This is a genomic window from Salinisphaera sp. S4-8, assembly GCF_040361235.1.
Taxonomy (GTDB): Bacteria; Pseudomonadota; Gammaproteobacteria; order Nevskiales; family Salinisphaeraceae; genus Salinisphaera.
Genome location: NZ_APNF01000004.1, coordinates 208,269 through 233,149 on the forward strand (window position 1 = coordinate 208,269; position 24,881 = coordinate 233,149).

A 24,881-nucleotide genomic window follows, 5' to 3' on the forward strand; every position below is an offset into this window, starting at 1 on the left:
AGAGCCAACGGCGACCTATATACCTGTGACCTGGCGGGGTTACTAATCCGGCATCAAAGCAGCTGACCAAGCCAGCTGTTCTGGTGCTCGACAGAATGGGCGCGGTGTTCAGCTCTCCGGCAAATCCGGCGCCGGCCGCAGAAACGGCGCCGGGTCAATCGGTCCGAAGCGGGTGTAGATGCCGAAATGCAGATGCGGCGGGGTGGTACGGGCATTGCCGGTATTGCCGACATAGCCCAGCACGTCGCCGGTCGAAACCGAATCCCCGGATTCGACGTTGAACGAATCGAGATGGGCATAGTAGTAACGCGCCCCGCCGATGCCGAGCATGCCCGACGACAGCCAGACATGTTTGCCGCCGATACCGCCCGTGCCGGTACGCACGCGCCCGTCGGCCACGGCGATCACCGGGGTGCCGCGTGCGGCAAAGATATCCACGCCGTGATGTTTGCGCGCGCCGCCGTCGCGCGGCGCGCCGAAACCGCTGCCGATATCGCGCGCGGCTGCGCCGGTGACGGGAAACGACAGCGATCCACCACGAGCCATGGCCAGCTTATAGCCCACCGCGGCCGCGAGTTCCGGCTGGAGCACGACCCGATAGTCGCCGTCGCGCTCGGCGACGAAGTCTTCCGCCTCGCCATCGGTTCGCAGCATGCGCACGGTGGCCCAGGCGTTCGGATCGTCGCTGTCGGCGTCGCGGCGCTGGATATCCGCATAAAGCGCGCTGCGACAGTCCGTACAGGCCGGCGCGTCGCGCAGCAGCCGCACCTTGAAACGTTCGCCGCGTTCGAGCGCGGTCTGAAATACATGCGCCTCGATGGTGTCGGGTTCGAACGTGCCGCGCGTGGCGTAGCGGGTAGAGAATCGGCCCGGATCCTCGCCGGCCCGCGCCACCGCACTGCGCCAGCGCTCGCCCAGGGCGCTGTCCGCGAGCCCGGCAATACGCAGCCTTGCGCCGTACACATCGCGCGGCGAGATGTGGAAGGTTTCCATGGCCCTGGTGCGTGCCCAGGCAGCGGCGTCTGCGCGCCAGGCCGGTCGATAGACGAGCAGGGCGATCAATGCCACCAGCAGCAATGCCAACAACCAGGGCCGGGCACGTCGATGGGGCGCGGCTGGGGTCGAGGGCGTTGTATTCGTATCGGTGTCGGGGGGCGCGTCGTCGGGCTGAGTACGGGCCGGGTTCTTGCCGTCGTCTGTCGTATTGGCCGCCGGCCCGGTTTGATCTGATTGCATAGGGTCGATACGTTACCCATCGCACGGCGGATGTTGCAGTCGTGGCCTTTCGATGGGTAGTTGTACCCATGTTCACGAGTGCGGATCGTCGGTACGCTCCGCGCCCCTTTTTTGAGGCAGGCCGAGGACAGGATGAGCGGTAGAGACGACGATCTGGGCACGATGGATGCCGGCAAGCTGATCGATTTATTCGAGTCCGGCGATGCGTCGCCGCTGGAAGCCACGCGCGCGGCGCTGGATCGGATCGATCGCTTCAATGACGACGTCAACGCCTACGTCTATATCGATCGCGAAGGCGCCGAAGACGCTGCCCGTGCTTCGGCGCGGCGCTGGGGCCAGGGCAAGCCGCTGTCGCCGATCGACGGCGTGCCCACCTCGCTCAAGGATCTCACCGAGGTCAAGGGCATGCCGGCCCGCGAGGGCTCGCTGACCACGGGCACCGGCAAGTGCGATACCGATGCGCCGCCGGCGCGCATGCTGCGCGAAGCGGGCGCTGTGCTGATGGGCAAGACCAACACGCCCGAATTCGGCTGGAAAGCGGTGACCGACAACCGCGTATTCGGTGCGACCTGCAACCCCTGGGACACACGACTCACGCCGGGCGGCTCGTCGGGCGGTGCCGCGGCGGCGGCCGCCTTGAACATGGGCGTGCTGCATCAGGGCGGCGACTCGGGCGGCTCGATTCGTATTCCGGCGGCGTTTACCGGCGTATTCGGTTTCAAGCCGACCTTTGGCTGGACGCCGCAGTGGCCGCCGGCGAAGATGCCCACGCTGTCGCATCTCGGTCCGCTCACCCGGCATCCGCGCGATGCGGCGCGCATGCTCAACGTGATGGGGCGCTACGACTATCGCGACCCCTATGCCACCCGTGGCCAGCCCGAAGACTGGGGTGTGGATCTCGAATGCGACCTGCGCGGACTGCGCATCGCCTATTCCCCCGATCTGGGTTATGCCGACGTTGATGATCAGATCGCAGCCCGGGTCAAGGAAGCGGCGCTGAAGCTCGAAGAACTCGGGGCCGAAGTCGTCGAAGTGGACCCGGCCTTCGAATCGCCGATCGATATCTTTCGCAAGCTGTGGTTCACCGCCTCGCTGCAGGTCTGGGACCGCTGTGATGAAAAGGGCCGCGAGCTGCTGGACCCGGGCCTGGTAGCCAACGCCAAGCATGCCCAGAACTGGAACGCGCTCGAATTGTTCGACGCGTTTTCCGAACGTGCGGAACTCACGCTGGCGCTGGAAAAGTTCAACCAGGACTACCACCTGCTGATGACGCCCACGGTTCCGTTGCAGCCGTTCGAAGTGAACCACGAAGTCCCGCCCGGTAGCGGCATGCGTGACTGGGAGGAATGGGCGCCGTTCTCCTATCCGTTCAACCTCAGCCAGCAGCCGGCGGCGTCCGTGCCCTGTGGTTTCACCGACTGCGGTTTGCCGGTCGGCTTTCAGCTGGCGGGCGGCAAGTTCGACGATGTGCGTGTGCTGCGTGCGGCCAACGCCTATATGGCCGCCTATCCGGCGCGCTTCCCGGCGGTGCCCAACCCCGCCGAATACGGCTGATCCGCCAGATCGCGCCGGTGTTTGCCGGCGCGCTGGCCCGCGGGGTCACCGCCACCTCGGTACGTTTTTACCCACCTTCGACGTCTCGGTCGCCGCTGTGCCGGTGCTAGCATCGATGCAGCGGTTTGTATCGCTCGCACGGTGATATCCGTGCGCGCGATCCCGGCAGAAAAAAGAAGAAGGGGGAGCGCGTAATGGGCACAGCAGTCGGGCGTACGGTGGTGTGGATGGTGGCGGCCGGGCTGTTGCTCAGTGCCTGTAACGAGCACGACGCCGAGGTCGAACTCGGCGGCGATACGGTGACCGACGCCGCGTCAGCCCCGGATGTGGTCGACCCGGGCGACGTCGCGCCGGCGCTGCGCGCGGTGATGTGGGTGGGCAACAACTGGGATGGCACGGCCACTGTGGTCGATGCCCAGACGCTCGCAGTACTGAAAACCGGCATCGACCTGATTCCGGACAAGGATCAGGAGATTGCCGATATCTTCGCCAACCCGGTCGATCTGGCCTATTACTATCTCATCCGGTTTGGCCCAGGCGAGGGCAACGACCAGTATGTGGACGATATGTTCACCACGCGGGATGGTCGTTATCTGGTGGTGTCGCGCCCGAGCTTCGCCGATGTGGTGTGGATCGATATCGCCCAGGTGACCCAGGGCGCGGGCGTCGAGGCGATCGTGCGCGAGCAGCCCATGGACGGCCAGCGTACCGATCATATGGCGTTGTCGCCCGACGGTCGGCGATTGCTCGTCTCCGATTCCACCCAGCGCCAGGTGATCGAGTTTTCGATGGTGGATGAAACCGCCCCCGACGGCACGCCGATCAGGATGGGCGATCGGCTACGGACGTTTGCCTCCGGCGAGACCCCGCACGAGAGCAACTACAACAGCGCGGGCGAGACGATCTACCATGCCTCGATCGGGCGGGTGTATACCCCCGGCGACTATCCCGACGTATTGCCGGAACTGCTCGGCCCGGCGCAGGAAGCGATCAAGGGCGATCGCTGGTTCCAGATTGTGCGCAACGATGATTTCGAGATCCTCGCGCGCTGGAACATGGGGCTGGAACTCGAGGAGGCCGGCTATGCGGGCATGAGTCCGGCGGTGCGGCCGATGGCGATCTCGCACGACGAGCGCTATATCTATTACCAGGTGTCCTATTTTCATGGTCTGGTCGAGTTCGACACCCAGGCGCCGGACGTGAACGGCCAGCAGGACTATGTCAATGAAGGTCTGGCCGAACCGGATTTCGGCGCCGTATCGCGGGTGGTGCCGCTGCCCAATTTCGTGCCCGACGTGCCGCGCGAGCAATACGTGAACGACTCGGCCCACCACGGCCTGTCGCTCAACGAGACAGGCGATACGCTGTGCGTGGCCGGCACCATGGACGATTATGCGGCCCTGGTGGACCGGCAGACCATGGCCTACAGCCTGTTCAACACGACCACGACCGGCCACGACTATCTCAAGCCCTATTGGACGACCGAGGGGCCGAACGATACCTGTTGGATTTCGCTGAGCGGCTCCGATGCCGTAGCCGTGCTCGATACCCGCCGCCATGAAGAACTGGCATATCTGGCGGTCGGCAATCATCCGCAACGGGTGCGCCTGGGCCAGATTCCCGAGGCGGTCATCGCCAACTGGTGAGCGCGATGGTCGCCGCGCAGGCGATGGCTTGATATTCCCTGGGCGGGCGCGATATCCGCTGTAGAATGCAGCGCTCGACATGAGCCACTGCCTTGTCATGCAGGCTTCGTGTCGTGTGTTTGTCTGCACCGGATACGCCCATGACGACCAATGCCGCCCTTGCCTGTTCCCCCGATGCACTGGCCGCCGTACTCGCGCGTATCGGCACGCTGCTCGGTGATCGGCTGAGCACGAACGCCAGCGTTCGCGAACAGCACGGTCACGATGAATCCTGGCATCATCCGGCCGCGCCCGATGCGGTGTGTTTCGTGCACACCACCGCCGAGGTCGCGGCGATCGTCAAGGCGTGTAACGCGCATCGTGTGCCGGTGCTGGCCTATGGTGTGGGGACCTCGATCGAAGGCCAGGTGATCGCCGAACGTGGCGGGATCTGTATCGATCTGTCGCAGATGAACGCGATCCACGCAGTGCGTGCCGAAGATATGGACGCCACCGTCGAAGCCGGCATCACCCGCAGCCAGCTCAATGCACATCTACGCGATACCGGGCTGTTCTTTTCGGTGGACCCCGGGGCCGATGCCACCCTCGGCGGCATGGCCTCCACGCGCGCCAGCGGAACCAATACCGTGCGCTACGGCACCATCCGCGAGAATGTGCTGTCGATGACCGTGGTCATGCCCGACGGCGAGATCGTGCGTACCGGCGCACGGGCGCGCAAGTCAGCGGCGGGCTACGATCTCACCCATCTGCTCATCGGTGCCGAAGGTACGCTCGGCATCATCACCGAGCTGACCGTGCGTCTGCATGGCCTGCCGGAGGCGGTGAGTGCGGCCACGGTCTGTTTCGAGGATGTGGCCGGCGCGGTCGATGCGGTAATCGCATCCATTCAGTACGGCATTCCCATGGCGCGTATCGAGCTGCTCGATAGCCTGTCGATGCGGGCGGTCAATCGTTATAGCGGGCTCGATCATCCCGAGCGGCCGACCCTGTTTCTGGAGTTTCACGGCAGCGCCGCCGCCGTGGCCGAACAGGCCGAGCAGATGGGTGCGCTGTGTCGGGAGTTCGGTGGCAGCGGTTTCGCCTGGGCCACGCGTGAGGAAGATCGCAGCGCGCTGTGGGCGGCGCGCCACAACGCCGCCTATGCCGCCAAACAGTTGCGCCCTGGTATGGAATTTCATGCCACCGATGTCTGTGTGCCGATCTCGCGGCTGGCCGGTGCCATCGAGGCGGCCCAGGCCGACGTCGCCGAGCTGGGGCTCACCGCGCCGCTGTTTGGCCATGTCGGCGACGGCAATTTTCATCTGGTCGTGGTCATCGATCGCGACAATCCCCAGGAATTGGCCGCGCTCGACACGCTCAACGAACGCCTGATTACCCGCGCCCAGGCCGCCGAGGGCACCTGTACCGGCGAACACGGGGTGGGGCTGGGCAAACGTAGCTACCTACAGGCCGAACATGGCGCCGGGTTGAATGTGATGCGCGCGATCAAGGCCGCGCTCGATCCCAATGACATCATGAACCCGGGCAAGCTGCTGTAACGCGGGCGGCCCGTCAGCGCGCTTGCCAATGGATGACACCGCGTATGGATCAACGTCTACAACAGGTTATTGACCACCCGCTGCACCGGCATCTGGGCATCGAACGCGTCGATTCGGCCGAGGGTAGAGCACGGCTGTCGATCACGGTCGGCGACAACACCGTCAACCCGGCCGGTGTCTTGCATGGCGGAGTGCTCTATCTGCTGTGCGATGTCTGTGCCTATGCCGGGTTGTTGAGCCAGCTGGCGACCACCACCCAGGCGGTCACCCACGATATCCATGTCTCGATCATGCGTGCCGCGCGCGCCGGCGAGTTGGTGGTGTTCGAATCGAACCCGCTGCGCGTGGGTCGGCGTGTGGCCTTTATCGATGTCAGTGCGCACGTGCGCGAGCGCCTTGTTGCCCAGGCCCGGGTCACCAAGACGCTGTTCGAAGCCTGAGCCTGGCCTGAAGCCCGGCCTGGGCCCGGCTAGCGCGCGTCATCTCCCAGGGCCGCACGCCGCGGGCTGCCTGGAAACAACACCACAGTAGCCAGCGACAGCCCGGCGTTGACGACGAACGTGGTTGCCAGCCCCAGCGGCGCGGCGGCATAGCCGCCCAGCGCCGGCCCGAGGATATTGCCCAGCGCGAACAGGGTGAGCGTGGCGGTAAAGCCCAGGGTCGGCAGATTCGGATGCAGGTGACTGCTCCAGAACGAAAAGATCGCGCTCAAGACCATGATACAGGCGCCCTGCAGGGCGGCCGAGGCCAGCAAGGCGCTCCAGTGGGTGGGCCACAGGCCGACCAGCAGCAGCGACAGCAGCGAACACAGGAAAATGCCGCGCACCAGCGCGGTCAGGCCGATACGTGCTTTGACATCGGCGGTGAGCACGCCTGCGACACCGCCCGCACCCAGGGCCATATAGAGCACGGGTCCGGACAGGTGGGTGGCTACGCCTGCCAGCCCGCCGGACTGCACGACATGATCGACCGCAAACGATAGATAGAAGCCGTTGGTCAGCCCGAACGACAGGGCGATACCCAGCAACGGCCAGGTGGGGCGCGAAAACAGCGCGCTCAGCGCGCCCGGGCCCACGCCCTGGGCGCCGCGGCGTGGCAGGCGTGCCAGCGCGTACAGATTGACCGCTGCGGATAGCAGCGCGGCGAGCGCAAACGCCACCCACACCGTACGCCAGCCGTGCTCGAGCCCGGCGACCGCCAGCGCGAGAATGCCCGCGCCGACGATGCCGCCGGCGGTGCCGGTGCTGATCACGGACAGCGCGCGTTCGCGTTCGCCCAGCGGCACGCCGCGTTCGGCGGCATCGTTGAACGGCGACCAGCAAAAGCCGGCGCTGGTGGCGGCCAGTACCGTGCCCAACGCCAGCATGGTGGTGTTCTGGGCAATGGCCACGATCGCCATGCCGGCAAGCGCGGCAAAGCAGCCCGCTGCCACCGCGGGTCTGGGGCCCAGACGCACTACCAGCCAGGCGGTCAGCAGCAGGGCCAGGAAAAAGCCGGCGAACGCGGCGCTGGCGATCAGGCCGGCCGCAGAAGTGGACATCGCGAACTCGTCGCGAAACACGGGCAGGAACAAGCCGAATCCCACGCGTGCGGGTCCGAACGCGACCGCCGTAGCGAGTGCGCCGCCGGCGGCAAGTGGCCATTTTCGTGACACATGATCCCCGGTGCCGATAGCGTGGCCGCGCAGCCTAGGCGTTGTTGCCGAGCACGAACATCCGCAAAAGCACGGGTCTTGGCGCCTGTCGTCGAAAGACATATCGTCGCCCCGGCGGCCCGCGCCTTGCCTGACACGCCCGGCCCGGGCAATGCACGGCCTCGTTCGCGACGACAGGCCCCGGCGGGCGGCGTCTAGCTAGACTTCCCAGCTTTCGGCGAAATCCTCGACGTCCACCCCGTGGGTGCCGGGCGCGAGCATGCGGTTGACGAAGAATTTGGGAAAACGCATGAGATCGCGTACGCGCTGTGGAAAATAACGGCGTTTCTTGAAGTCGAGGACCAGCAGCACCGTGGGCTTTTCCTGGCGCTCGGGGCTGGGAATCACGAAGCCGACTTCGCCGGTGTTGAGTTCGACGAGCGTGCCGATCGGATATTCGCCGTGATAATCGGTGAACTGGCGCAGCAGTTCGTCATTGAAATCGCCCTCGAAGCTGGCCATGAGTTTGAGCGCTTCGGCGGGCGTGCGGCCCTTCTGGTAGACGCGATCGCTGGTCATGGCATCGTAGACATCGGCGATCGCCACGATCTGGGTGTAATACGAAATCTCGGAGCCGCGCAGTCCGGCCGGGTAGCCACGCCCGTTGAGTCGTTCGTGGTGGTCACGCACGATATCGAGACTGGCGGGCGTCAGGCCCGAGGCTTTCTCGAGAATTTCCACCCCGTATTGCGGGTGTTTCTTGATTTCGTCGTATTCGGCATCCGTAAGCTTGCCGGGCTTGTTGAGGATCGCCAGCGGTATCTTGATCTTGCCGACATCGTGCAATAGCGCGCCAATGCCCATTTCCTTGATCGCGCGCTCGTCGTTGCCCACGAACGTCGCCAGCGATACCGCCTGCATGCATACGTTCAGGCTATGGATGGCGGTGTACTCGTCGCGGCTTTTGAGGTTGCTGAACCAGACCAGTGCATCCGGATGACGGGCGACGCTATCCATCATCTGTTCGACCACTTCCGACACCGCGGCCGTGTCCGGGCGCCGGTTCTCGCTGATTTCTTCGTGGATGGTGCGAATCAGACCGCGGGCGTTGTCGTGGATCTTGCGGGCGACCGGCAGTTCCTGACGAAACGAGCGCGGCGTGCGATCGCCCAACGGCGGGATTACGTCATGAGCGGTATGCGCATGGCCGTCGTGGGGCTCGGCGTCCCACGGTTCGTCGCTGCGGATATAGACATGCGAACACAGCGCGCGGAGTTCGTCGATATCGGCGTCGGTCTTGATATCCACGCCTTCCAGCAGATACGGCGTTTCCAGCCACGGACGATCCAGGGCCTCGACATACATGCCAATACGTAGATCGCGGGTATCGATTTTTTTCAGGTGTACAGCCATCGACGGCTACCGGAGGCAAAACGCGAGATCGCAGGTTCAGGAAAGGTTATCGCGCGTACCCAATATAACTTGAACGCTTGTCGCACGGGCTGATTGGGTGGTGCATGAAATAAAGTTTCACGCCCCACCATGCAAGCGTATGTGCATAAACACAAAAGCGCTAAGCTGCCCTGATGAACATAAAAGGCCATGTACGCACTGTTTACGCCGACAGGCGCTGAAATCGCCCGGCCAAGGCGAGTGCGCGATACGCAGTCAATCAGTCAGCTGCGCGGCCGCGGCCGCCCCCGATCGCCAGGCCCCCTCTACGCGCCCGCCGGCCAGCCAGTCGCCGGCGAGCACGATACCCTCGTCAGGCACCGCCTGGCAGGGCGGATCGAGTGCTTCGGCCACGGGCCCGGGGCGGGCATAGCGCCAGCGATGGGTGCGTACCAGACGCATCTGGCGCGTGCTCAAGGCGGTGATATTGGCGAATTCCCGGGTCAGCGTGGTCGCAATCGATTCGGGCGTATCTTCCAGGTGTTCGGCACTGAATTGCGGGCCGGCATGTAGCGTCCACAGGCGTGCGTCACTGTGGGTCTGGCCTGCCTTGTGACTGTTATCGGCACACCAGGACAGTGGCCCCTGATGTACGAACAACGCCTGACAGTCAGGGACGGCCGGCGCGGCAACGACCAGCGAATGGCAGGGCGAGAGCCGATGCCGTGCCTCGCCGAGCACGGGGAATGCCTGGGTGCGCTCGCCAAGCAGGGCGGCCGCCTGTACCGCCGGCGCGGTGAGTACGACTGCGTCGGCATGTAAACGGCCGTGTTCGCCCAGATCGGCCCGCCAGCCCTTGGCGGTGCGATACAGCCCGCGTACGCCCTGGCCGCAGCGCACGTCGATATCGGCCTGCTCGAACAGATACCGCACCCAGTGATTGAGCCCGTTCGGGCTGATCAGACGTTCGCGATCATCCGGCGACGAGTTCAGTTGCCAGCCGTGCTCGCCACGCTCGGCAACACAGACCTGGGGTGTCCAGCGCGCCAGTATGCCCGCCTCGAGATCGTGCGCCACGCGGTCACGAAACGGCGCGGTACGGGCGGTGAAATACTGGGCGCCGTAATCGAACCAGGGGCTGGCCGGGTCGGCCGACAGCCGGCGCGTGGCGCAGCGGCCGCCCGGCCGGCGGGCCTTGTCGACCACGACCACGTCCCAGCCCGCCTGTTCGAGCGCAAGCGCGGCGCTTGCGCCGGCCACGCCGGCACCGATGATGAGCACTTTAGCCATGGCACTATTGTCTTTGGCCGATAGATAGCGCGCAAACGATGATGAAATCGGTATGATCTGCGCTTTGTGATCGATGCCTACCGAGCGCGGGTCTTGTCCATGCGTAGTTTGTTGCAGGCGTGTCTTGCGCTGGGGTTGCCACTCGTTGCGCTGGTTGCCAGCGCCCAGCCCAACACGGGCCCCTATCCGATCGATAACGGTCTGGCCGCGACGGTGGTCGGCACGCCCGCCGAATACAAGGCCGAGCTGCCCGAGAATCTGGATTTCGAGGTCCGCAGCCTCGAGCCGCTGGTCGAACGGCCAACCCCGACGACGTTGCGCTATGCGCGGCCATTGCAGTATCTGCGCGTGATCCGCGACGAGCCGGCGCCGTTGGCGTTCGTGATCGCCGGGACCGGCGCCAGTGCCCTGTCGAGCAAGTGCGTGATGCTCTCGAGCGCGTTGTATCAGGCCGGCTACAGCGTGGCCTGCCTGCCGTCGCCGACGAGCGTGACGTTCATGCTCGGCGCCGCGCAATACCCGGTGCCGGGGCGCATGCGCACCGATGTCGACGATTTGTATCGGCTCATGCAGGCGGTGCGCGACGATCTCGACGCAAAAACCCGGGTCACCGGTTATGCGCTGACGGGCTGGAGTCTGGGCGCGACCGAGGCGGCCTTTATCGCCCGCCACGATGCCGACGCCGGCGTGTTCGACTTTTCGCGCGTACTGCTGCTCAACCCGGCAGTAGATGTGTGGGCCTCGGTGCAGCGCATGGATCGGCTGCTCGCCGACAATCTCGAAGGCGGTATCGACGGCATACCGGCCTTCGTGGCCCGCGGGCTCGGCGGGCTCAAGCAGTTGTATTCCTCGGGCGATCCGATCCGCTTCAACGAGGATTTTCTCTACCGTGCCTATCGCACCCAGTCGCCGCACCGGGGCGATATCGCGGCCATCGTCGGGCTGGCGTTTCGGCTGTCGCTGGCCAATATGGCCTTTGCGGCGGACGTAATCACCCATGCCGATGTGATCGTGCCCGAAAACGTCGACCTCGGGCCCTATGATTCGCTCGATCCCTATATCAAGCGCTCTTTCGAGATGTCGTTCGACGACTATTTCGAGCGCCTGCTGGTGCCCTACTGGAATCGCGACGGACGCGACGTGTCGCGCGAGCAGATCATCGCCGAGGCGGATTTGCGCGGTATCGCCGATTATCTGGCCGGTAATACCGATATCGGCGTGTTCACCAGCGAAGACGATCCGATCCTCAACGCCGACGAAATCGCCTTCCTGCGTGAAACCTTCGGCAAGCGCGCGCGGATTCGCCCGCACGGTGGGCATATGGGCAATCTGGCATCGGCCAATACCGTGGCCGCGCTGCAGCAATTCTTTTCACGGGGCGCGCCATGAACAACGGGGTCGCACGCATGTACGCACGTTCGCAGTGTGCCTTCATTCTGCTTGTCTGCCTGTGGCTGGCCGGCTGTGCCAGTACGCCGGTGCCGCAAACCATAAGCAACGACACCCCGGCGGACGTGCCGGTGGTTGAAACCACGGCCAATGCGCTGGCGATTCACGACCCCTGGGAAGGCTTCAATCGGCGGGTCTATCGGTTCAACGCGTTGGCCGATCGCTATGTGCTGCTGCCCGTGGTCAACGTCTACCGCACCGTCACCCCGGGCTTTGCGCGTACCGGTGTTCGCAATTTCTTTTCCAATCTGGGCGAGATCAACACCTTCGCCAACAGTGTCCTGCAGGCCAAGCCGACCAGCTCGGCGGTCACGCTGTCGCGCTTCGCACTCAATACCACGGTCGGGCTGGCCGGGCTGTTCGATCCGGCCAGCGCCATCGGTCTGGAAAAACGCAACGAGGATTTCGGCCAGACACTCGGCTATTACGGCGTCGGCGCCGGGCCCTATCTGGTCCTTCCGTTTTTCGGACCGTCGTCGCTGCGCGACAGCATCGGACTGGCCGGCGATCAGGGCCTGATCTTCGTGCTCGATCCGCTCCAGTTCGACGAGAATCCCTGGGCGCGCGTGCCGTACTGGTCGCTGTATGCAATCAACAGCCGCGATAGCGTGAACTTTCGCTATTACCAGACCGGTTCGCCGTTCGAATACACACTCGTGCGGCTGGTTTACATGAACTACCGCGCATTGCTGGTCGAAGAATAGCGCGCCAGACGCCGATCGAACGACTCGGCAGCTAGGCGCGCCCGATCAGCCCGGGCAGATCGGCGCCGATATCGGCGGCGACCTGACGCACCCAGTGCAAGGGCTGGGCCAGCGCCGCTTCCAGCGAGCCGGCCCGCTCGACCAGGGTGTAGCAGCCGGCGAAATGGCGGGCCAGTTCGGCCCGGGCCTCTTGCGCGATGGCGCCGGAAATCAGGGCCGTGGGGGCGGGTTTGGCAGTATCGGCAATGGCCAGTGGCAGTTTGCCTGCCAGGGTCTGGGTATCCGAGCGGCCTTCGCCGGTGATCACCAGATCCGCGCCTGCCAGCGTTTCGCGCAGGCCGGTCATGTCCATGAGGCTATTCGCCCCCGGTGTGAGTTCGCCGCCGATCAGCGCCAGCGCGAAGCCGAGCCCGCCCGCGGCCCCACTGCCGACTGTATGCGCCAGACCGGACGGGGCCGCGCTTTCGGCCAGGCGAGTGAAGGCCGCTTCCACGGCTTCGATGTCGGCCGCGCTCAAGCCTTTCTGCGGGCCGTAGACACGACTGGCGCCGCGCTCGCCCAGCAGTGGGTTGTCGACATCGCAGAGCACGCGAATACGGGTGTGTTGCAAGCGCGGGTCGAGATCGGTGAGATCGATCCGATCGAGCGCGAGCAGCCCCGCCATCGTCGGCTCCACCGCGCTGCCATCGACCGCGCTGGCGCGCGCGCCGAGCGCGCTTAGCAGACCCAGGCCGGCATCGTTACAGGCGCTGCCACCCAGGCCGATAACGAGATCGTGAATATCGCGATCCAGCGCTGCTGTAATGAGTTCGCCCAGGGCGTAGCTGCCGCGCGCCTGCAAAGCCGGTGCGTCGGGCTGGGCTTCGATCAGGGGCAGGCCCAGCACCTGTGCAGACTCGAGTACCGCGGTGGCGTCGTCGCAGAACCAGCGTGCGTCGATGCGCTCGCCGTGGATGGCCACCAGCGACGTGTGCTGCCAGTGCACCGCGCGGCCCGCGGCCAGACAGTCGAGCGTACCTTCGCCGCCGTCGGCCATGGGCGCCAGGGTCAGACGGGCGTGGGGCAGCACGGTTTGCAGGCCTTCGGCCAGGGCATGGGCGATTTCGAGCGCCGTGGCGCTGCCCTTGTAGCTGTCGGGCGCGATCACGATATGCGGCGTGCGCGTGTTCATGAGCGTGCGTCGGCCGAATAGCGCGAACGGAAAACGTTTTTTTGAATCATGCGCAGGAACGGGTTTTCAATGATGTCGATACCGGGTAACGGGATAAAGGGCGATGGCACTCGCATTCGTCGATCATAACGCGTCGGTGCTGGTGGTTGCCGCCAATCGCGAAGTCGCGGCGCCGGTGCTCGACCACCTGTTCGATCAGGGCGTGGCTTTCGTGTTCAGTCGGCCCGCGGATCTGAGTCTGGCCGCGGTCGCGCTCAAGGCCTGTTATCGCATGGCCGTGGTGCTCGATCTGGAGATCGATACACGGATACGCGATTCGGCCCAGTTGCTTGCGCGCCAGTTGCCCTGCGTGCTGGTCAGCGACGGGCCGTTGACGCGGCGCGACGATTTTCGCGCGGTGCTGCATACCGATACCTCGCCGAATGAATTGTTCGCCACCATGCAAAGCCTGTTGGGTGAGCGCGGTGCCGGCAAGGCGCTGACCGGCGATACGCCGGCGATACGCCAGGCGCGCTGGCTGATCGAACGGGTCGCGCCCAAGGCCACACCGGTATTGCTGTCCGGCGAGGTCGGCGTGGGCAAGGCCGTCGCGGCGCGCGAGATTCACCGTGGTTCGGGCCGGCGCGGCCCACTGGTGACTGTTCAGTGTGCCGCGATTGCCGAAGCCGATGTGGATACGGCGCTGTTCGGCAGCCCCGAGACCCAGGGCGGCTACCTGTCGGCCGTTGCCGGGGGTACGCTGGTTTTGGATGAAGTCACCGATATGACGCCGACATTTCAGGCACGGTTGCTGGAATTGCTCAAGACCGGGCACTACACGCCAGCCGGGCAAGCGCAGTCGCAACCAGTCAATGCACGCATCATCGCCACGACCCGCCAGCCATTGCACACAATGGTGGACAGCGCGCTGCGCCCGGATCTGTATTACGAACTGGCCGTGTTTCCGATCCGGCTGCCGCCGCTACGCGAGCGTCGCGACGATATCGAAGCGCTGGTGGATACGCTGGGGGCCGGTCTGCCGGGCGGTACGCCGCGTTTCGATGCCCAGGCGATGATCGAACTCCGGCGCCATGCCTGGCCGGGCAATGTCCAGGAACTATCCAATCTGATCGAGCGGCTGGCGATTCTCTTCCCGCGCACATCCATCGACCGCGCCACGCTGGAAGCCCATCTCGACATCGACACGGCGCCACCGCAGCACGCAGCATCGTCGCCGGCCAGCGTTGCCGGCGCTGGCCGGCCAACGGATCAGATCGCGGCCATGGCCCTGCCCGAGGCCGGGGTCGATTTGCGCGCGTTGTCGGAGCTTTTGGAAAAACATTTTATCGAACAGGCGCTTGCGCGCCACGATCGCGTGGTTGCCCATGCGGCGCGTACCCTGGGTCTGCGCCGGACTACGCTCACCGAAAAGCTGCGCCGCTACGCGATTCGTACCGACTGAACGCCATCGTGACGTGACGCTGACGCTGCCCGGTTTTTCTAGGTCAAAAAGTGACGCCTAGCGTCATAATATTGTCGCTCGGGCGCAGCTGTTTGGGCGGAAGTGGCCGATTTATGTCACCTTTGGTTCTAAGTATCTGAAAATAAAAGTCTCCTGAATTGGGCATGGCGATTGCAAGAAAGCAGCCGTGAACTGATTCAATCGCGTCTGCGCTCGGCTTTTGCCGCCAGACGCGCTAATGGCACGTCGTATCGCCTTAGGCGGTGCGCTGACATGAGGGGATGACAGCATGCACGCGGCACTACACACCCATAACCCGGTCCAGGAAATCGGACTCGTCGTCGACGAAAACCTGGAACTGGTCAAGCGTATCGCCTGGCGGTTGCACCAGCGCCTGCCCGATTGCGTTCAGATCGAAGACCTCATCCAGGCCGGCACGATCGGGCTGCTCGAAGCCTGGGAGCGCTACCAGCCGGGCGAAGACGCCAGCTTCTCGACCTTTGCCGGCATTCGTATCCGCGGCGCGATGCTCGACGAGATTCGTCGCGGCGATTGGGCGCCCCGGTCGCTGCACCGGGCCGCGCGGGCGGTCAAGCAGGCCCGTTCCGAGGTGGAGCGCCGCTGCGGCCGGGCCGTGCCCAGTACCGATGTGGCCGCGGAAATGGGCATGCCGCTCAATGAGTATCGTCGTCTGTGCGACGACGTCGCACTGGCGCATGTAGCCAGCCTCGATGCCACGCTCTCGGACCAGCCGTCGCTGGAAGTCTCGGCGGGTATCGAATTCGCCCCGGAGGCAACCGTCGAATACCAGGATATGTGCGAAGCCATCCAGCGCGCGGCTACCCAGCTGCCCGAGCGCGAGCAGCTGCTCATGCGCTTGTATTACGAACGCGGCCACAACCTGCGCCAGATCGCCGAACACCTGGGCGTGTCCGAATCGCGGGTATGCCAGCTGCACGGGCGTGCGATCCGTCAGATTCGTACGCTGCTTGGCGAAGCGGCCTGAAACACGGACAACCTCGTAACTGACCGCCTTCGGGCGGTCTTTTTTATGGCGCCGGCCATCGCGCGCCCCGCTGTTGCCGTATTCGCATGTTTTCGCGTGGCGGACCACTGCTCGCTTGAGAACAGCCAGCTGGGTTTATGCATGAGCACATCGGCTCATGGGTGCTGGATTGATCATGCAGGGCGTGTAAGCTCTGCGTCTTTGCCGCAACCCACGCGTTTTCGATGTTCTATTTCGCCTACGGCTCGAACATGCTGATTGCCCGTCTGGCCGAGCGCGTACCCAGCGTGCGACCGGTCGGTCGGGTCTGGCTGACCGGTCATCAGCTGCATTTTCATCTCAACGGCAGCGACGAGTCGGGTAAGTGCAATGTGCTGCATACCGGCGACGCGGACGACGTGGTGCACGGCGCGTTGTACGAACTGGATGCGGCACGCCTCGATCGGCTGCACGCGGCCGAAGGCGCGCCCTATGCCTTTGTCGAGCTGGAGGTCGGTACACCCACCGGCAGCGTACACGCGGCCACCTATCGCGGCCGGCCGGAATATCTCGACGACGCGCTCGTGCCGTTCGACTGGTACCGCGATTTCGTCACCTTCGGCGCGCGCGAGCATGGTCTGCCCGCTGACTATGTCGCACGCCTGGAAGCCGTGCCCACCTGGCACGACCCGGATACCGATCGCGCCGCACACAATCGTCGTATTCTGCGCCACCAGGCCACGAACGTCATCGTGTAAACCCGCGCCGAGTCCACAGGCGAGCCGCGCCGCTATTACAAGCGTCGAGCGCGTCGATGGATGAGTGCAACGTAATCCGACACAGCATGCAGCCAGCGGTGTCGCATCGAACCGTGGCGTTCTTATCGGGGCCGGGTCCCGTTCCTCGGCAAGACGTCCGCCAATGCACGCGAACACATGCGAATAAGGCCCTAAGTGATCGTGCTGGTCGTCAGCTGTTCGGGCCGCCTGATTAGACGCGCAGCCCGCGGCTCAATAGGCGCCAGTCAGCCAGGCGAGTGGCCCGGGCGTGCTGCGCGCGCCGGTGGCCAGCGTCGCGATATCGTCCTGGAGCAGATCGATCGCCTCGCGCACGCCATCCCGCCGATGGGCCTGCGTGGCGGCGGCGTATGTCTGGTCGTGTGCCAGAAAGGCCCGAAGTACGCCCGGCGTGAGTCGATGCAATGCGCCGCGCGTGCCCACGCCCATACGACGTACGGCTTCGGCATTGAGGCGTTGTTCGACCGCATCCTCGGGCAGGGCGAGTACCGGCTTGCCCAGATGGATGGCTTCCGAAAGCAGCTGGTTGCCCGCGGTAGACACCACGGCGCGTGCGGCGGCCAGATCGGCAATGAAGCCGGCCTGCGAGGGCGCCTTGAATAGCAGATTGTCACGCCGACCGCGTTCGCGCGTGCCGTAGACGATCACCGGCGCGCCGCAGGCGCGTAGCGCGGCGTCCATGGCGGCGTTGTACTGATGCGCGCCCTTGTTGAGATAGACCAGGACGGTGTCGCCGCGCACCGGGCGGGCCTGGCGTACCGGTTCGCGCAGAATCGCGCCCACGGTGCGAACGCGATCGTTGCGCGGCGTGGCCGGGTAGAAGCTGGACACGATCACCCGGTCCGGATCGCCCGTGAAGGCGCGATAACCCAGCCCGTCGCGGCGCCCGGCCAGGGCATCGCCGGGCGCGAAATCGCAATGGCAATAGGCCATGATGCCGACATGGTCGAAGCCGATTCGGGGAATACCGTGATGGCGGGCAAAACGGTGGCCATAGGTTTCCGAGTCCGAGATCACGATATCCGGCTCGAAGTCGGCCATCTGCTGCCAGACCGCGCGGGTATGCGGGCCGGCCACCAGCAGGTCGGCCACCCGGGGCGCGTTGTGCTGAAGCGTACGCCGCGTACAGATGCGCCCATGCGGGCCGTACTGATAACCGATCACCGGAATTTCGACGCTATCGTGTTCGGCACGCAGCATTTCATGGGCATCGCGGCCGGCAAATACGCGCACTTGATGGCGGCGTTCGAGTGCCGGCAGTACGGCCGCGGTGCGCATGGCATGGCCACGCCCGTAACCCATTACCGCGTAAGCGATTCGCATGACATCATCCGATTCACATGACGTCGCAAGTATCGGTCCTGGGCATGACGAACGTATGACGAGGCGCCTGTGCGCAGGCGCTTCGTCGCACAGACGTTATGGCAACGGCATCTGCGCTTCGAATTCCACCAGCAGTTCGGGTCGGCACAAGGGCGCGTGCAACAGCGCCAGCGGTACGCCCGGCGCTTCGGCTGCGGCGATTTCGGCGACCACGCCGGCGTGATCGGGATCGCGAATATAGGCTTTCAGGCATTCCAGCGCGCCCAGGTCGCGATCGGCTTGCCAGCAATCGGCGTTGCGCATCACCGCGCGCACGTTATCGAGCGCTTCCCGGGCCTGGGCTGAGACATCGCCGACGTGCCGGCTTTCGTGGCCGACGATGCTGGCGGTACCGGAAATAAGCAGATACGAGGTGGCGCCGAGCTGTACCCGTCCGCCGCGGGCAAAGGCTGGCGGGCGTTCACCGTAGTCGCGCGGGTAGGCATAGGCGCTGACCTGGCGCGGGTTTTCGATCGGCACGACGGCGGTGTCGGCCAGTAGCGCGTGCATGCGCAGCCCGCGGCGGTGGCTGCTGACCAGCGTGGCCGGCGGCAACACCGGCATGCCGTGATCGTGGCCGTCCAGGGCCTCGGCCCGGCCGCGGCAGAAACGCCGATAGCGCTCGTCGTCGCCTTCGCCGGCAGTCACGTTGGACAGCCAGTGCCAGATACGCTGCACCTGACCCAGGCCGAGGCTGCGTTGCAGACGAAACAGCTGGTTGTAGGTATCGAACGCGGCCTGCTGGATCTGCTCGGGCCGGTCGATGTGCTCGCCGTCGTCGATATGCAGTGCGGCAAACGCCATGCCGCGCCCGGCGACATAACCCCAGCCTTCGGCATGGCCCTGTTCGAGCGGGCCGGTGATCCGCCAGCTTTCGCGGTCGAAGTCACCGCCCAGCGAGGGCAGCGGGCAGGCAAAGACATTGGCCTCGGCCGCATGGCGGACATGGATCAGGCCGGGTTCGCGGGGCGCGTCACTGCCGAGGTGGGCGCGCCAGCGTACCGTGGCCACCGGAGTGGGCGCGTCGGGCATAGAGATCGCAGGGCGGTCGAACGAGCCGGCAGTTTAGCCCGGCGAGGCAGCCGCCCACAAAACTCAGGCCACGCGTGTTTCTGTGTTACAGGCGCGCTCGGCGACCGCGGCGAGCACCCGTTCGGCGGCCAGTTCGGATGCTTCGAGGGCAGTGCAGCCGGGCCCGAGCGGCGCATACGAAGCCGGGGCCGTGGCCTTGAACAGCCCCACCACGGGCACGCCCGCGGCGGCGGCCAGATGCATCGGCCCGCTGTCGGCGGCGACGAAGCCGTCGAGCCGGCTCAAAAGGGCGGCGAGCACGTCGAGTTCCGCGATCGCGACGCTGGCGATATCGGCGGCGATCGGCTCGGGCTGATCCGGGGCGCGCACCTGCAGCAGCCGGGCATTGGGCAGGCGTTGCTTGAACAATTCAACAAAGGCCTGCCACCAGGCGTGATCGAGTTGCTTGCGTCCGGTTGCGCGGGTGAAAAAGCCGACGATCGGCGTATTTGCGCGCACCGGCGCAGTAAACGCGGCCTGCCAGTGGCGTTGCGCGGCTGCATGCGAGGCCTCGCCCGGAAACACGGCCAGCGACTCGAAGGTGGTCCAGTGGAAATCGTCGACGCTCGTGGTCAGCAGCTCGACGCCCTGGATCGCCTGATGGCGACTGTTCGGACGTGGGGCGGCATGGGTGAGCGCGAGCCACTGATCGCGCGCGGCAAACCCCATGCGCTGCTTGGCCCGGGCGAAGGCCAGTGCCAGCCGGTTGCTGGTGGAGTTGCCGCTGGGATCGATCGCCAGGTCGTAACGCATCGCCCGCAGTCGGCGTAGCAGGCGCAGGCTCGCGCGGATCGATTTTTCCTGTACCCAGACCTGGCCAATGCCGGGCAGGCCTTCGAGCAGCGGCTTCTGGCGAGGGTCCTGGATGACGACATCGATGGTTGCCGCCGGCAGCGACGCGGCCAGGCTGCGCAGCATGGGCGTAAGAAACAGGATATTGCCCAGGCGTTTGTTCAGGCGCACCACGAGAATACGGCGGGTATCGGCCGTCAGCGCGCGCCGGCGCGGCTCGGCGGTACCGAACAGCCGGGTCAGCAAACGATTGAAGCGCTGGCGGTTGCCGCGCCGCAGGCGTTTGATCCAGGCCTTGAAGCCCGTCGCGTTGACTTGCTTGCTTCGGGCCACGGAGGCTCCTGCATTGCAAAAAAACCGGACTCATCATGCCGATATCGGGCTGCGTAATCCGTCAACTCGATATCAAGATGACGTTAAGAGCGGACCCGCGAATCGCGCCGGGGCAGGTCGTGCCGAGCTAGTCGGCAAATGCCTGCAACGGCGCGAACCGGACTTCCACACGCGTACCTTCGCCCGGCCGGCTGGTGAGCCGCAGTTGCCAGTCGTAACGCTGGGCCACGCGTTGGACCAGATACAGGCCGAGTCCGAGCCCGGCGCCGCGGCCGTGCCGGTAACCGCGCTCGAATGCCCGACGGCGCTGTTTGGCGGTCATGCCGGGGCCGTCGTCGGCAACGCTGAGTACGCCATCGGCCAGGGTTACCCGGATATTCGGCCCGCCGTGGCGCAGGGCATTGCGCAGCAGGTTACCAAAGACAATGACCAGCGCGATCCGCGGCGCGGCGACTGGCGATACATCCAGAGCGGGCACCTGAACGCGACTGGCACCGAGCATTGGTTTGTAGGCATCGAGCAGTTCGCCGACCACGATATCGGCTCGGCAGTGCTGTTCGCTGGAGATATTGCGATGTTCGTCGCGGGCCAGAAACAGCAGCGATTCGATCAGATCCGCCATCTGGCGCGAGGCCCGCTCGACACGGGTGAGTGGTGCGCTGTCGGCAAAGCGCGGGTCCTGGCGCAGGACTTCAAGCGCGCCCTGGATCACCGCCAGGGGGGTACGCAGTTCGTGGCTGGCATCGGCGGTGAAGCTGCGTTCGCGCTCGACGAAGCCGTCCAGGCGCTGCATGAAGCGATCGAAGGCGCGGGCGATCGTGCCCACTTCATAGCCGTCGAAACGCTCGGCCATGGCCTGACCGGGCGCGCCGGGCTCCAGCCGTGCGACATGCTCGGCCAGCCGATTGATCGGCTTGAGGCTGATACGCGCGATCCACACCCCCAGCGGCAACGCCAGCGCGAAGACGATGATGACGGCCACGATCAGGGCGATACGAAACACCGACTCGCGCGCCTCGATGGCCGTGATGTCGTAGGTCAGAAAGGCGCGTTTGCCCTCGATCATGGTGGTGGCCACGCGATAATTGCGCCCGGCGTAGCTCAAATTCACCCCGCTGGTGTGGCGCGGCAGCGGGCGCAGCGCGGCGGGCAGGCGTTCCAGTTCGTCGGGCGCGACCACGAAGGCCTTGATCGTGGCCGAGTTGGGCAGCGCGGCCGGGCCATCCACGGGATATTCGGTTTCCAGTTCGCCGAGTTCGTGGGCGACGATACCGTCCAGCAGGTCGTGCTCCAGGCGTTCGTTGATGGCGAACAACGCAAGCACCATGAGTACGGCCATCACGGCCACGAACAGGGCCAGGGCGGCGGTGACCCGGAACTGCAGGCTGTCGAGCGGACGCAACACGGCGTGCTATTCGGGCGCGATCAGGCGATAACCCATGGTGGGGACCGTATGCAGCAACGGCGTGCCGAAGGGTTTGTCGATGGCGGCGCGCAGGGCATGGATATGCGTGCGCAAGGCTTCCGAGTCCGGCGGGTGATCGCCCCAGATGGCGGTTTCCAGCTCGCCGCGGCGCACCAGCCGGGGGGACGCCCGCATGAGCACTTCCAGCAGGCGCAGCGCGGTGGGCGTGAGATTCACGCGCTGGTCGTCGCGCGCGACCTGCCAAGTGTCCAGGTTGAGCACCAGATCGGCCACCCGCAATACATGTTGGCTCTGGCGCGGGCCGCGGCTGCCAAGAGCGGTCAGGCGGGCATCGAGTTCGAGCAACGAAAAGGGCTTGATCAGGTAATCGTCGGCGCCGCAGGCAAACCCGGCGAGCTTGTCGTCGAGCGTATCGCGGGCGGTGAGCATGAGAATCGGTGTCTGGCGATCGGCTTCGCCGCGCAGGCGCGCACACAGGTCGAAGCCGTCGATGCCCGGCAGCATCAGATCCAGCACGATGGCATCGTAGTCGTTGACCACGGCCAGATGCAGGCCGGTCACACCGTCACTGGCGCTGTCCATGACATGCTGGCGAGCGCACAGAAAATCGATGATATTGGCCGCGAGATCTTCATTGTCCTCGATCACCAGTATGCGCATAGTCGAATGGCCCGCCCGCCTCGTGTTGTCGAAAGGCCCGCGTGCTGAATGCCGCGCGTATCGCCCGGGGCATTTTATCCGTATTCGCACGCGCTCCGGTGTGACGCATGCTCGCATACACTGGCGTGCCCCGCGGCGGCGCGTACCTGCCGTGGCACCTTGTCTGCCGGATTTGTTCATGACAACGACCGATGCGTTTGTAGCGGCCCGTCGCAGCGGGACGCGCTCGCGGGGTGGGCTATGAGAATGGCGCGCTCCTCGGCGGTGGTGTTCACCGATCTCGATGCCACGCTGCTCGATCACCACGACTACGACTGGCAGCCCGCCGCGCAGGCGCTGGCGATGCTGGCCGCCCACGATGTGCCGGTTTGTATCGTTACCAGCAAGACCGCGGCCGAGGTCGCGCGCCTGCGTGTCGAACTGGGCAACGGCCATCCCTTCGCGGTGGAAAACGGCGGCGCGGTCGCGCTGCCGCGCGGCTATTTCGAGGGCGCGCGTTGCGATGCCGATACGCCGCTGGAGCTGGTCACGCTCGGCGCCGAGCGCGCGCGCTTGCGCGCGCTGGTCGAACGCCTGCGCGCGCAGCATGGTTTTCGCTTTACCGGTTTCGGCGATATGGATATCGCGGATGTGGTCGATGCCACCGGTCTGGATCGCGACGGCGCGGCCCAGGCGCTGGAGCGCCAGGCGTCGGAGCCGCTGCTCTGGCAGGACAGCGAGGCTGCGCTCGAGGCCTTTCGCGAGGCCGTCGAAGACGAGGGTCTGTGCGTACGTGTGGGCGGGCGGTTCGTGCATGTGCTGGGCAACGCGCACAAGGGCGATGCCCTCAACTGGCTGCGTGCGCGCTATGAGCGTGCGCACGGTCCGATTCTTGCTATAGCGTTGGGCGACAGCGGCAACGACACCGATATGCTCGACGCGGCCGATATCGGTTACTGGGTCGCGCGCCCCGATGGCAGCTATTACGGCGCTGCAACCGGGCATATCCGGCATGCGCGCGGTATCGGCCCGGCCGGCTGGGCCGATGCCATCGAGGCGTTGATCGCCAATCACGAAATCTAGAACAAGAGGACACGGCATGGCGGATTTTCATCAGAACGGCCTGATCACGACGTTGCATCGGCTGGGCCATCGGTCGATCGAGGCGCTCGAGTCCGAGCTGCGCGCCTTCGGCGAGCGCCGGCCGATGTCGTTGATCCTGCCCTGTCTGTATTCCGAGCTCGAAGGCGATGCGTTGCCGCATATCGTCGAAGAAATCGCCAAGGTCGATTATCTCGACGAGATCATCATCGGCCTGGATGCCGCCAACGAGCAGCAGTTTCTCCATGCCCATGCGTTCTTCGAACGCCTGGGTCAGCGTTACCGGCTACTGTGGAACGATGGTCCGCGTTTGCAGGCACTCTACGATCAGCTCGACGCCGAAGGCCTGGCCCCTGAACGCCCCGGCAAGGGCGCCAACGTCTGGAACTGCATGGGCTACTTCCTGGCCTCGGGGCGCGGGCGTGTGCTGGCCATGCACGATTGCGATATCAAGACCTACGATCGCGACCTGCTGGCCCGCCTGTTCTACCCGATGGTGCACCCGAACTTCAGCTACAAGTTCGCCAAGGGCTACTACGCCCGGGTGGCCGATGGCGGTATCAACGGCCGTGTGGCGCGGCTGTTCGTCACCCCGCTGGTGCGCGCGCTGATGACCGTGGTCGGCGATATGGAATATCTGCGCTATATGGACAGCTTTCGCTATCCCTTATCCGGCGAATGCGCCATGAGCGCCTCGGTGGCCGAATCCATTCGTATTCCCAGCGACTGGGGGCTGGAAATCGGCATTCTCGCCGAGGTGCATCGCAACTACACGCCCAACGCGATCTGCCAGGTCGATATCGCCGATGCCTACGACCACAAGCATCAGCCCGTCTCCGATCACGAAGCCGATACCGGCCTGGCCAAGATGAGCGCCGATATCGCCAAGGCGCTGTATCGCAAGCTGGCCACCTACGGTGTGGTGCTGCCGCCGGAAACCATTCGTACCATCAAGGCGGTCTATCTTCGCAACGCACTCGATAGCGTGGAGCGATTCTATTTCGATGCGCAGATCAATGGCCTGGGCTATGATCGGCACAAAGAAGAAAAAACCGTGGAAGTCTTCGTCGAGGCGATCATCAAGGCGGGTGAGCAGTACGTGGCCAACCCCATGGAGGTGCCCTTCATCCCCACCTGGAATCGCGTACGCGCTGCCTTCCCCAATTTCCTTGCGGATTTTCATGCGGCGGTCGAGGCGGACCACGAACAGGCCCAGGCCGCAAAAAACTAGCGCCGCAGGCGGGGCGTTTGCGATGCGCCCGTTCAGCCGCTGAATACCCGGCCATGTTATGAAGGCTCGCAAGCAGTGTACGAGGATGCA

At 65.1% G+C, this 24,881-nt stretch carries 21 protein-coding genes; 11 read left to right on the top strand and 10 right to left on the bottom strand.

Annotated elements, in window-relative coordinates; translation table 11 throughout:
- Positions 1-108: 108 nt before the first annotated feature.
- Complete coding sequence (locus S4A8_RS07825) at positions 109-1,236, bottom strand: M23 family metallopeptidase (RefSeq protein ID WP_353219727.1); 1,128 nt, start codon at positions 1,234-1,236, stop codon at positions 109-111.
- 132 nt (positions 1,237-1,368) lie between these two features.
- On the opposite strand from S4A8_RS07825, the gene S4A8_RS07830 reads away from it, so the two are divergent.
- From S4A8_RS07830 to S4A8_RS07845, 4 genes are all read left to right on the top strand, one after another.
- Positions 1,369-2,790 carry an amidase gene (locus S4A8_RS07830; RefSeq protein WP_353219728.1) on the top strand — a complete coding sequence of 474 codons (1,422 nt, stop codon included), beginning with the start codon at positions 1,369-1,371 and terminating at the stop codon, positions 2,788-2,790.
- A 194-nt stretch (positions 2,791-2,984) separates the two neighbouring features.
- On the top strand, positions 2,985-4,436 hold the full coding sequence (locus tag S4A8_RS07835) for a YncE family protein (RefSeq protein ID WP_353219729.1): 1,452 nt from the start codon (positions 2,985-2,987) through the stop codon (positions 4,434-4,436).
- 140 nt (positions 4,437-4,576) lie between these two features.
- Complete coding sequence (locus S4A8_RS07840) at positions 4,577-5,974, top strand: FAD-binding oxidoreductase (RefSeq protein WP_353175558.1); 1,398 nt, start codon at positions 4,577-4,579, stop codon at positions 5,972-5,974.
- 44 nt (positions 5,975-6,018) lie between these two features.
- Complete coding sequence (locus S4A8_RS07845; RefSeq protein WP_353219730.1) at positions 6,019-6,414, top strand: PaaI family thioesterase; 396 nt, start codon at positions 6,019-6,021, stop codon at positions 6,412-6,414.
- 29 nt (positions 6,415-6,443) lie between these two features.
- On the opposite strand, the gene S4A8_RS07850 is transcribed toward S4A8_RS07845, so the two are convergent.
- The 3 genes from S4A8_RS07850 to S4A8_RS07860 all read right to left on the bottom strand — a co-directional run bounded on the left by S4A8_RS07850 (position 6,444) and on the right by S4A8_RS07860 (position 10,289).
- Positions 6,444-7,730, bottom strand: coding sequence for an MFS transporter (locus S4A8_RS07850; protein ID WP_353219731.1), 1,287 nt, complete (start codon positions 7,728-7,730; stop codon positions 6,444-6,446).
- A gap of 96 nt (positions 7,731-7,826) precedes the next feature.
- Positions 7,827-9,020, bottom strand: a complete 1,194-nt coding sequence (locus S4A8_RS07855; protein ID WP_353219732.1) for an HD-GYP domain-containing protein — start codon at positions 9,018-9,020, stop codon at positions 7,827-7,829.
- 255 nt (positions 9,021-9,275) lie between these two features.
- Positions 9,276-10,289: an NAD(P)/FAD-dependent oxidoreductase gene (locus S4A8_RS07860; protein WP_353219733.1), complete on the bottom strand. Its 1,014-nt coding sequence runs from the start codon at positions 10,287-10,289 to the stop codon at positions 9,276-9,278.
- Positions 10,290-10,388: 99 nt separating this feature from the next.
- Between S4A8_RS07860 and S4A8_RS07865 the strand changes: the two genes are divergently transcribed.
- Together S4A8_RS07865 and S4A8_RS07870 are read left to right on the top strand one after the other, a co-directional pair.
- Positions 10,389-11,678, top strand: a complete 1,290-nt coding sequence (locus tag S4A8_RS07865; RefSeq protein ID WP_353219734.1) for an alpha/beta hydrolase — start codon at positions 10,389-10,391, stop codon at positions 11,676-11,678.
- Positions 11,675-12,442: an MlaA family lipoprotein gene (locus S4A8_RS07870; RefSeq protein WP_353175547.1), complete on the top strand. Its 768-nt coding sequence runs from the start codon at positions 11,675-11,677 to the stop codon at positions 12,440-12,442. Before S4A8_RS07865 ends, S4A8_RS07870 begins: the two co-directional genes overlap by 4 nt.
- A 31-nt stretch (positions 12,443-12,473) precedes the next feature.
- Here S4A8_RS07870 and S4A8_RS07875 read toward each other — a convergent pair whose 3' ends face one another.
- Entirely contained in the window at positions 12,474-13,613 is a 1,140-nt protein-coding gene (locus tag S4A8_RS07875) for a glycerate kinase (RefSeq protein ID WP_353219735.1), read from the bottom strand.
- A gap of 103 nt (positions 13,614-13,716) precedes the next feature.
- On the opposite strand from S4A8_RS07875, the gene S4A8_RS07880 reads away from it, so the two are divergent.
- The 3 genes from S4A8_RS07880 to S4A8_RS07890 all read left to right on the top strand — a co-directional run bounded on the left by S4A8_RS07880 (position 13,717) and on the right by S4A8_RS07890 (position 16,797).
- A complete protein-coding gene (locus tag S4A8_RS07880) occupies positions 13,717-15,054 on the top strand; it encodes a sigma 54-interacting transcriptional regulator (protein ID WP_353175543.1) in 1,338 nt (445 codons plus the stop codon).
- Between the two features lie 289 nt (positions 15,055-15,343).
- Positions 15,344-16,060 carry an RNA polymerase sigma factor FliA gene (gene fliA, locus S4A8_RS07885; protein ID WP_353219736.1) on the top strand — a complete coding sequence of 239 codons (717 nt, stop codon included), beginning with the start codon at positions 15,344-15,346 and terminating at the stop codon, positions 16,058-16,060.
- A gap of 224 nt (positions 16,061-16,284) precedes the next feature.
- Positions 16,285-16,797, top strand: coding sequence for a gamma-glutamylcyclotransferase family protein (locus tag S4A8_RS07890; RefSeq protein WP_353219737.1), 513 nt, complete (start codon positions 16,285-16,287; stop codon positions 16,795-16,797).
- A 252-nt stretch (positions 16,798-17,049) separates the two neighbouring features.
- On the opposite strand, the gene S4A8_RS07895 is transcribed toward S4A8_RS07890, so the two are convergent.
- From S4A8_RS07895 to S4A8_RS07915, 5 genes are all read right to left on the bottom strand, one after another.
- Positions 17,050-18,159, bottom strand: a complete 1,110-nt coding sequence (locus tag S4A8_RS07895; protein ID WP_353219738.1) for a glycosyltransferase family protein — start codon at positions 18,157-18,159, stop codon at positions 17,050-17,052.
- A 96-nt stretch (positions 18,160-18,255) separates the two neighbouring features.
- Positions 18,256-19,230: a chorismate transformation FkbO/Hyg5 family protein gene (locus tag S4A8_RS07900; RefSeq protein ID WP_353219739.1), complete on the bottom strand. Its 975-nt coding sequence runs from the start codon at positions 19,228-19,230 to the stop codon at positions 18,256-18,258.
- A gap of 63 nt (positions 19,231-19,293) precedes the next feature.
- Positions 19,294-20,394 (bottom strand): glycosyltransferase family 9 protein, encoded by a 1,101-nt coding sequence (locus tag S4A8_RS07905; protein ID WP_353219740.1) that lies wholly within the window; start codon positions 20,392-20,394, stop codon positions 19,294-19,296.
- A gap of 127 nt (positions 20,395-20,521) precedes the next feature.
- Positions 20,522-21,799 (bottom strand): sensor histidine kinase, encoded by a 1,278-nt coding sequence (locus tag S4A8_RS07910; protein ID WP_353175532.1) that lies wholly within the window; start codon positions 21,797-21,799, stop codon positions 20,522-20,524.
- 6 nt (positions 21,800-21,805) lie between these two features.
- A complete protein-coding gene (locus S4A8_RS07915; protein WP_353175530.1) occupies positions 21,806-22,480 on the bottom strand; it encodes a response regulator transcription factor in 675 nt (224 codons plus the stop codon).
- 246 nt (positions 22,481-22,726) lie between these two features.
- On the opposite strand from S4A8_RS07915, the gene S4A8_RS07920 reads away from it, so the two are divergent.
- Both S4A8_RS07920 and S4A8_RS07925 read left to right on the top strand, forming a co-directional pair.
- Positions 22,727-23,542: an HAD-IIB family hydrolase gene (locus S4A8_RS07920; protein ID WP_353219741.1), complete on the top strand. Its 816-nt coding sequence runs from the start codon at positions 22,727-22,729 to the stop codon at positions 23,540-23,542.
- A gap of 16 nt (positions 23,543-23,558) precedes the next feature.
- Positions 23,559-24,791 (top strand): glycosyltransferase family protein, encoded by a 1,233-nt coding sequence (locus tag S4A8_RS07925; protein WP_353219742.1) that lies wholly within the window; start codon positions 23,559-23,561, stop codon positions 24,789-24,791.
- Positions 24,792-24,881: the final 90 nt, after the last annotated feature.